Source organism: Acinetobacter sp. V2, assembly GCF_001188385.1.
Classification (GTDB): Bacteria; Pseudomonadota; Gammaproteobacteria; order Pseudomonadales; family Moraxellaceae; genus Acinetobacter; species Acinetobacter oleivorans.
In genome coordinates this window covers 432,504-440,482 of the sequence record NZ_JZFB01000002.1, presented here as the reverse complement: position 1 = coordinate 440,482, position 7,979 = coordinate 432,504, and the positions used below count along the sequence as shown (strand labels likewise).

The 7,979-nt window shown below is 41.5% G+C and carries 10 protein-coding genes and 1 pseudogene; 2 read left to right on the top strand and 9 right to left on the bottom strand.

Features of this window, described 5'->3' with window-relative positions:
• The coding region (locus UC75_RS21215) for an MFS transporter (RefSeq protein WP_228137275.1) at positions 1-486 on the bottom strand (486 nt) is incomplete at its 3' end.
• A 4-nt stretch (positions 487-490) separates the two neighbouring features.
• A complete protein-coding gene (dkgB, locus tag UC75_RS10865) occupies positions 491-1,294 on the bottom strand; it encodes a 2,5-didehydrogluconate reductase DkgB (RefSeq protein ID WP_049837586.1) in 804 nt (267 codons plus the stop codon).
• A gap of 119 nt (positions 1,295-1,413) precedes the next feature.
• Between dkgB and UC75_RS10860 the strand changes: the two genes are divergently transcribed.
• Complete coding sequence (locus UC75_RS10860) at positions 1,414-2,316, top strand: LysR family transcriptional regulator (protein ID WP_049837585.1); 903 nt, start codon at positions 1,414-1,416, stop codon at positions 2,314-2,316.
• On the opposite strand, the gene UC75_RS10855 is transcribed toward UC75_RS10860, so the two are convergent.
• Positions 2,300-2,674 (bottom strand): hypothetical protein, encoded by a 375-nt coding sequence (locus tag UC75_RS10855; protein ID WP_049837584.1) that lies wholly within the window; start codon positions 2,672-2,674, stop codon positions 2,300-2,302. The genes UC75_RS10860 and UC75_RS10855 overlap by 17 nt on opposite strands.
• A 90-nt stretch (positions 2,675-2,764) precedes the next feature.
• Between UC75_RS10855 and UC75_RS10850 the strand changes: the two genes are divergently transcribed.
• A complete protein-coding gene (locus UC75_RS10850; RefSeq protein WP_049837583.1) occupies positions 2,765-4,189 on the top strand; it encodes a PLP-dependent aminotransferase family protein in 1,425 nt (474 codons plus the stop codon).
• A 2-nt stretch (positions 4,190-4,191) separates the two neighbouring features.
• Here the strand turns inward: UC75_RS10850 and ahr are convergent, their stop codons facing one another.
• The 6 genes and pseudogenes from ahr to UC75_RS21210 form a co-directional block, all read right to left on the bottom strand.
• Positions 4,192-5,220 carry an NADPH-dependent aldehyde reductase Ahr gene (gene ahr / locus UC75_RS10845; protein WP_049837582.1) on the bottom strand — a complete coding sequence of 343 codons (1,029 nt, stop codon included), beginning with the start codon at positions 5,218-5,220 and terminating at the stop codon, positions 4,192-4,194.
• 38 nt (positions 5,221-5,258) lie between these two features.
• The gene (locus tag UC75_RS10840) at positions 5,259-5,819 is read right to left on the bottom strand and encodes a DNA-3-methyladenine glycosylase I (RefSeq protein ID WP_005300378.1); all 561 of its coding nucleotides are present in this window, start codon (positions 5,817-5,819) and stop codon (positions 5,259-5,261) included.
• Between the two features lie 30 nt (positions 5,820-5,849).
• Positions 5,850-6,095, bottom strand: coding sequence for a hypothetical protein (locus UC75_RS10835; protein ID WP_001287364.1), 246 nt, complete (start codon positions 6,093-6,095; stop codon positions 5,850-5,852).
• A 9-nt stretch (positions 6,096-6,104) separates the two neighbouring features.
• Positions 6,105-6,641 (bottom strand): M23 family metallopeptidase, encoded by a 537-nt coding sequence (locus UC75_RS10830; protein ID WP_005300382.1) that lies wholly within the window; start codon positions 6,639-6,641, stop codon positions 6,105-6,107.
• 47 nt (positions 6,642-6,688) lie between these two features.
• Positions 6,689-7,723: an A/G-specific adenine glycosylase gene (mutY, locus tag UC75_RS10825; protein ID WP_049837581.1), complete on the bottom strand. Its 1,035-nt coding sequence runs from the start codon at positions 7,721-7,723 to the stop codon at positions 6,689-6,691.
• 141 nt (positions 7,724-7,864) lie between these two features.
• Positions 7,865-7,979: pseudogene (locus UC75_RS21210) on the bottom strand (HIT family protein); the annotation flags it as partial.

Here is a 7,979-nt window from a genome sequence, read left to right as displayed (position 1 = left end):
CCAGCCAATGTTTTGCCCAACCCATGTTGCCAACGGTACACCACCAATATTGGCAATTGTTAATCCCATAAACATGGTTGCTACAGCACTGGCCTGTTTGTGTGCGGGCACAATGCTTGCTGCTACAACTGAACCGATCCCGAAGAAAGCACCATGGTTAAGGCTTGTGATGAGACGCGCACCTAATAAGCTCATATAGCTTGGTGAAAACGCTGCTATCAGGTTACCTACCGTAAAGATCGCCATCAGGAAGATAAGCGCATTACGTCGTGCAAAACCACCAAACCACAAGGTCATGAACGGGGCACCTAGCATGACGCCAAGTGCATAGCCCGTAATTAACATTCCGGCCGTTGGAATTGAAATCCCTAAATCATTAGCGATATTCGGCAACAGCCCCATTGGTGAGAATTCCGTGGTGCCAATGGCAAAGGCACCAATTGCCAATGCCAATAACGAGAACGCCGTATTTGATTGAGTGTTCATGAGTTTAGTCCCAAACTGGTGCCCATGGCTCTGGGCTAACTTCACGACTGTTACGATCAAGTTCGGCAATCATTTGCATTTCAGCTGAAGTTAACTCGATATCCTGTGCTTTTAAGTTGCTAATCAGGTTTTCACGTTTAGTCGAAGATGGAATGACTGCAAAACCACGTTGCAATGCCCACGCAAGTGCAATTTGCGCTGTTGTTGCTTTATGAGCTGCTGCAATTTCAGTTAAAACTGGATCTTGAAGCACTTTACCGTACGCAAGCGTCATATATGAAGTGACATCAATATTCTTCTCTTGTAAGAAATTTACAAGTTTATGGTTTTGAAGATAAGGGCTTAACTCAATCTGGTTGGTTGCAATATTTTCAGCACCAATTGTATCAATCGCTTGTTGAGTAAGGTCAATATTGAAGTTTGAAATACCAATTTGTTTAGTAAGACCTTGTTCTTTCGCTTCAAGTAAAAGCTTCATGATTTCAGGAATCGAAACGCCTAAATCTGGTGCTGGCCAATGAATCAAAGTTAAATCGACATGGTCAGTACGAAGCTTTTCTAAGCTTTCTTTTAAGCTTGGAATAAACTTATCTTGAGCAAAATTATCTACCCAGATTTTTGTGGTTAGAAATAAGTCCTGACGTGATACACCGCTTTCAGCAATGGCTTGACCAATCGCTGCTTCATTGTCATAAATTTGAGCAGTATCAATTACACGGTAACCTACGTCTAAAGCAGTTTTCACAGAATCAATGACTGCTTGTTCTTTAAGACGGAAAGTACCTAGACCAAAACGTGGAATATTCATGTGTTTACCTAAATTTGAATAATCATTTACTTGATGTGCATTTTGCTTTTTTTATTGTTGCGAAAAAATACATGAATAAGCAAAATATCTTTGATCATTAGTCAATAATAGAATAAGACATGAAATCAACCATTGAAGAACTCGTCGCGTTTATCGCAATCGTTGATACGGGTTCTTTTGTTGCGGCAGCAGAGCATTTAAAACAAACACCTTCGGGAGTTAGTCGATCTTTAACACGCTTGGAAACTAAGTTAGATGTGACTTTGTTAGAGCGAACGACACGTAAATTGAAACTCACTCAAGAAGGGCAGCAGTTTCTTATAAAGGCTCGTAAAATCTTAAATGAACTAAATGCGGCTGAAGAAGAACTACAAAAATCTGATCAGGGTACTGCGGGACTCATTCGTATTGATTCAGCAACGCCGTTTGTTTTACACGTGATTGCCCCATTAATGCATAAGTTTCGTGAGTGCTATCCAAATATTGAAATTGAGTTAAATAGTAATGATCAGGTGATTGATCTATTGCAGCATAAAACCGATGTGGCATTTCGGTTTGGGGAGCTCAATGATTCGAGTCTGCATGCCAAACTGGTGTGTAAAAGTCGCTTATTTATTGTTGCGAGCCCAGAATATCTAGCGATTAAGGGCACACCAACACAGCCTGAACAACTCGAACATCATGACCTGATTGGTTTTACCAGACCTGCCTATATTAATAGCTGGCCGATTAAAATCGGCGATGAATATTTTTTTGCACAAGCAAATATTAAAGCTTCTAGTGGTGAGACGGTACGCCAACTCACGATTAGAGGCCATGGTATTGCACGACTATCTGAATTTGAAATTTGGAAAGATATTCAAGAAGGACGCTTGATTGCATTATTCGAAGATCAAATTGAGCATCAATATCAAAGCATCCATGCTGTGTATTATCAACAAGAGCATCTACCAAAACGAATCCGTTTGTTCATTGAGTTTTTGGCAGAACAGTTAAAAGATGGTTTTAAAAGCGCTCTCTAAAAGTAGCATAGCCATCAGTTGGAAAATGAACTTCTAAAATTGGAGTGATTTGTCCCTCTGATGAATGCTGTGCCAGAAAATAGCTTTTTTGCTGTTGTCGACAACTAAAATATAATTTGGAATAAGTTGAATTCACCATGACAACTTCATTTGGGCTATTACGCTTATATTGATAATGAGAAATCGTACTGGTCTCATCATCAGTGCGTTGCTCCATTTTATAGTCTTGTTGATTGGTCATTTTTAAATAACCTTCAATGAGACTTTGGCAAACCGTATGTCTGTACTGCTCGTTTTTTGGTTGTGGCTGGCAACCTGCTAAAACAATAGTAAATAACAATATAGCTTTTAATTTCATGATCTTGCTACTCTTTGAGTTGATTTCTATAGCGTAAAGGTGTTCTATAAACCAGTACAGATACAGAAATTTTAAAAAAAGCAGCACAGAATGACTTTCCAATATCAGGTTCTTGCCAATCAATTAGCACATCGAATTTATCAAGATGAGCTCAAGCCTCATCAAAAGCTGATTTCATTACGAGATTTCGCTCGTCAGCACAGTATTAGCTTAAGCACAGCAAAAAGTTGCTATGAATTGCTTGAGGCGAGGGGACTGATTTATGTAAAGCCGAAATCAGGTTACTTTGTGGTTGCTCGTACTCAATCTAGCCCTATTCCTGATAGCCCAGATTTTTTGTCTTTACCTCGGCAAGTCTCAAATCTAGAGTTGCATAACCAAATTCAAGAAGCTGCATTACAGAGCCATCTCGTACCGTTGGGTTCAATTCAGTTGACGCCGCATTTTATTCCAGTAGAAGGTTTACGTCGTTCTATTCAACGGGCTTTAAAAAATTGCCAGCCACAAGACTTTCTCTATTGTAATAAACAAGGACATGAGCAATTAAGAAAAGCGCTTTCTGATCATTGGCGCGAAGACGGAATCTTCATTGCAACGGAAGATATTTTTATTACCAATGGTTGCATCCCTGCTTTGTCGTTAGTCATTCAGCATCTAACAGAAGTAGGCGATAGTATTTTAATTCCGACACCTACTTTCAATGGGCAACTACAGCTTTTAGCAAGTTTAAAACGGCAGATTATTGAAATTCCAGCACATCATCGAGGCATTGATCTTGAACGTTTAGAATCATTGATGGAGCAGGGTTTGGCGAAGGTTTGCCTGATGACAGCCAACTATCAAAATCCTTTAGGATATTGTTTAAGTAATGCAGAAAAACAAAAGATTGCTGAATTAGCTGCAAAGTATCAGTGCTTTATTATTGAAGACGATATTTTTGGTGAATGTGGTTACAGCAATGAACGCCCGCTACCGATTCGCTATTGGGACCGCGAAGGCTATGTCATTTGGTGTGGATCAGTTTCTAAGTCATTATCGAGCGCATATCGGGTAGGGTGGTTCTGTTTAAGCTCAAAGCTACAGCATTTAAAACTAGAGCTACTGGCAAGTAATATTGGTGTAAATACACCACTACAATTAGGCTTAGCTGATTTTATTTATAGCCGTGGTTATCGAGAGCATTTAGAGCAGCTACGACCAAATCTAATGCGACAGGTCGAGCAATATCGCAGTTGTATTTTAAGAGCCTTTGACGGCCTTCCAATTGCGTTAAGCCAGCCCGAAGGCGGCTATGCACTCTGGATACAGTTACCAAAAGAAGTAGATACCTTAGCGCTGTATTACACTGCGAAAGCTCAAGGAATTACCGTGGTACCAGGCCATGTTTTTGGTGAGGACGAACGATATCGACATTTCATTCGTTTAAACGCAGGCCATGAGTTAACAGCAGATGTCCGCCAAGCAATTAGTGACTTGGCGGAATGGTCACGACAACAGATAAAAATTGTGAGTTAGTTTTATTCTACGAAGTCTGCTTTCAACACAATGCGGTAGCGTGCCTGACCTGAGTGTAAACGTTCAATTGCCTCATTAAGCTGTGACATTGGAAATAGCTCAATTTGAGGCGCAATTTTTTTGCGTGCAGCAAACTTCAAAAGTTGACGCAGTGCAGCTGGTGAACCCGTAGGTGAGCCTGTCACTGACTTAGCACCACTAATAAGTGAACCTACAGAAACAGGAACAGGTTCCAGAGTCAGCCCCAAGAAGTGCAATGAACCATTGGGTGCTAGTGTAGAAATGAAAGCACGCCAGTTTAAGGTCACGTTTACTGTGCTGAGCAATAAATCAAATTTCCCTTTTTGTGCTGTTACCGCGTCTGTATCGCGGCTATTCACGACATGATCTGCCCCCATTGCTTTAAGTTCCTCTGTTTTATCAGGATTGGAACTAAATGCAGTGATCTCACAGCCCCAAGCTTTGAGTAGCTTAATGGCAATATGACCTAAGCCACCAATACCGATCACACCGACATGATGTGTTGCTTGAATTTTATGTTTAAGCAGCGGGTCAAAAACGGTAATTCCGCCACAAAGTAAAGGACCGGCACTTTCAGCGTCTAAATCGTCAGGGAGGGGAATAGCCCACTGCCAGCCTGCACGGACCTTATCGGCAAAACCACCAGCATGCCCCACGATTGTTGCAACACTTCCGCCTGTACAAAGTACTTGCTGACCACCAATACATTCATCACAGGCTTGGCAACTTTCAGCAGTCCAGCCAATGCCGACACGCTGCCCGATTTGTAGACCTTTGGCTTCTGAACCCAAAGCAACAATTCGTCCAATAATTTCATGACCCGCAACCACAGGGTAGACAGTCGAGCGCCATTCATTGTTCAGAACTGAAATATCAGAATGACATAAACCACAGTATTCAACTTTTACCTCAACCTGATGTGGTTGTAATTCACCTGCATCAAATTGGTAGGGAACCAGTTTCTCACCTGCTTGCATTGCGGCATAAGCCTGAATCGTATTATTGCTCATCGGAAACTCCTTAAGCGGATTTGAACCGTTCGAGTGGGTTATGAAGCTTTAAATTGACAATCGTTTTCATGATCATCGACCATGCCTACTGCTTGCATAAAAGCATAACAGGTGGTTGGGCCGACAAATTTGAAGCCATTCTTTTTAAGAGTCTTGGAAAGTTTTACGCTGAGTTCAGTTTGTGCAGGAGCCTTACGATAATCTACAACATCATTGTGTTGTGGAGCTGCATCTACAAACTGCCAAAGCCATTTAGGAACATCACCGACTTGTGCTTTGAGCGCTTGCCAAGCAATTGCATTATCACGAATAGCTTTGAGTTTGCCTAAGTGGCGAATTAAGCCTGCATCGGATAATTTTAGTTCTAAAAAATCATCTGTGAATGAAGCAATTTCTGCAATCGGATGATTAAAAAAATGCTGACGGTAGCTTTCTCTTTTTTTTAGTACGGTAATCCAAGATAAACCAGCTTGCTGGCCTTCAAGGCAAAGCATTTCAAATAAACGTGCTTCGTCATGTTCCGGTTTGCCCCATTCTTCATCATGGTAGGCAATATAGAGTGGATCGTCGGAACACCATCCGCAACGTTGAGTTTTCATGATAATGCTCCTTATATTTATCTTAGAATTTTAAAGTTTAAACAGCACCCATTCATTTGGGCGAGTATCCCAATAATACAGTTCAGCTTGAGTTAAGTCTTCAAACTTTAGCCAAAAGTCTTTACCAACTTTATCTGAAAAACCGGTACTGATTAGCAGGGCATCATCGCTGATTTCCATGATCCAGCCTTGATAACTATTGCCATTTAAAATGATCTTTTGCTGGTTGCCAGACTCGGCAAACTCTACTAAGCGATTGATCAGCGCTTCCGACATAAAATGTTCCTAGCGTAAATATGAATAAGGATTAACAGCACCACGTCCTTTACCATCTAGGTAAAGACCATAATGAAGATGAGGTGAAGTATAACGTGCATTGCCCGTATTGCCGACATAGCCAATTAGATCGCCTTTTTTGACATAGTCACCCACATTTAAGCCACGTTTGTGGTCATCAAGGTGGGCATAATAATGCCATGTTCCAGCTGGACCTAAAATCCAGATGACTTTGCCACCTAAGTTGTTATTGCGAAGATCGGCAACGAGCCCTTCAGTTGCACTGTATACTTTGGTTCCACGTGGAGCCAAAATATCAATTCCTTCGTGACTACGACCTTGACTGCGAGCAGCTCCCCATGTGTCTTTTAACTCATCTCGATCGACACCTTTCACGGGTACAGGCAGTCGATTTGGAAGCTGCATACTTTTAAGTTTATTAACTTGAGCAGGTGGAAGTGGGGCAGGTTTCTTAGGTGCACTGGCACAGGCCGCCAATAGAATAATCAGAAAACCAAGTGAGAAATGAGAAACAAAACGTCGCACAAAATACTCCCTGTCACAGTCATATCAAAATTATTTTGCTCACTATGTCACGAACGGCTTGTCGAGATCAATTTTTTCATAGCTGTTGGTACACCTTTGGCAATAGCCTGTTCCGGACTTAACCATTGGCCTTCAAGTTCAATCCCCAGATGTTCTTTTTGATCAGGTTCCACGTGGAACGTGTGGGCATTAAGTAACCATGTGAAGTGAGTGAAGCTATGACTGATCTGAAAAGTTTGCGGTTGAGCCTGTAATTTAAATTGCTGACTTAAACTCAGTCGTTCATGTTCATTTTCTAAAATAGGTAAACAGAATAAACCACCCCATAGACCATGAGCTTGACGTTGTTGCCAGAACCATTCATCTTCGCACTGGATAATAAGAACATCTGCTGTTCTAACAGGTGGTGTTTTTTTTGGTTTTTTAAAAGGTAATTCTTGTTCTAAACCTTGCTGATAAGCCTGACAATGAGCCTGCATTGGACAATATAAACAAAGAGGTTTTTTGGGCGTACAGATGGTTGCGCCCAAGTCCATAATTGCTTGCGTGTAGTCATGGTTGCGATGTGTCGGGCAAAGCTCTTCAGCCAGTTTCCACATTTCACGTTCGTGCTGTGGTTTGCTTAAGTCATCTTCAATGGCAAAGAAACGAGCTAAAACGCGTTTCACGTTGCCATCCATAATCACGCCGTACTGACGTAAACCCAAAGACATGAGTGCGCCTGCGGTAGAGGGACCAATGCCGGGTAGTGCAATCCATTCTTCAAGTGTTTTAGGAAACCTACCTTGCTGAGTGACAAGGCCAGCAGCTTTATGCAAATTGCGTGCACGAGCGTAATAGCCCAGACCCGCCCAATAAGGTGCTACTTCATCCCAAGTTGCATGACCTAACGTCTCTACAGTTGGGAAGCGCTCCATGAAGCGGTCAAAATATTGCAGAACCGTTTTCACCTGAGTCTGCTGCAACATAATTTCAGAAACCCAAACTTTGTACGGATCATCTGCAACTTGCCAAGGCAAATCGTGACGACCATGTTGATCGAACCAGTTTAAAAGAGCATCAGAAAAAGAAAATTCAGGCATGAACAGCTATAGAAGAGAAGTAAGGGCTAAATTATAGCTGAAATTTAGATGAAATTTTGTTTAAAGCAGGCGAACAGCGAGAGTATGTTAAAACAGAGATTACCTGATAATGAGTAACCTCTGCTTCATGTATAAAAAGGATTAATCCTTTTGTACACCCCAACGTTGGTCAAGTTTCAACGGTTGGTTTTTGTAGTACGGAATGACATGAATGTGGAAATGATCAGAATTTTGTCCGAACACTTCACCATCATTG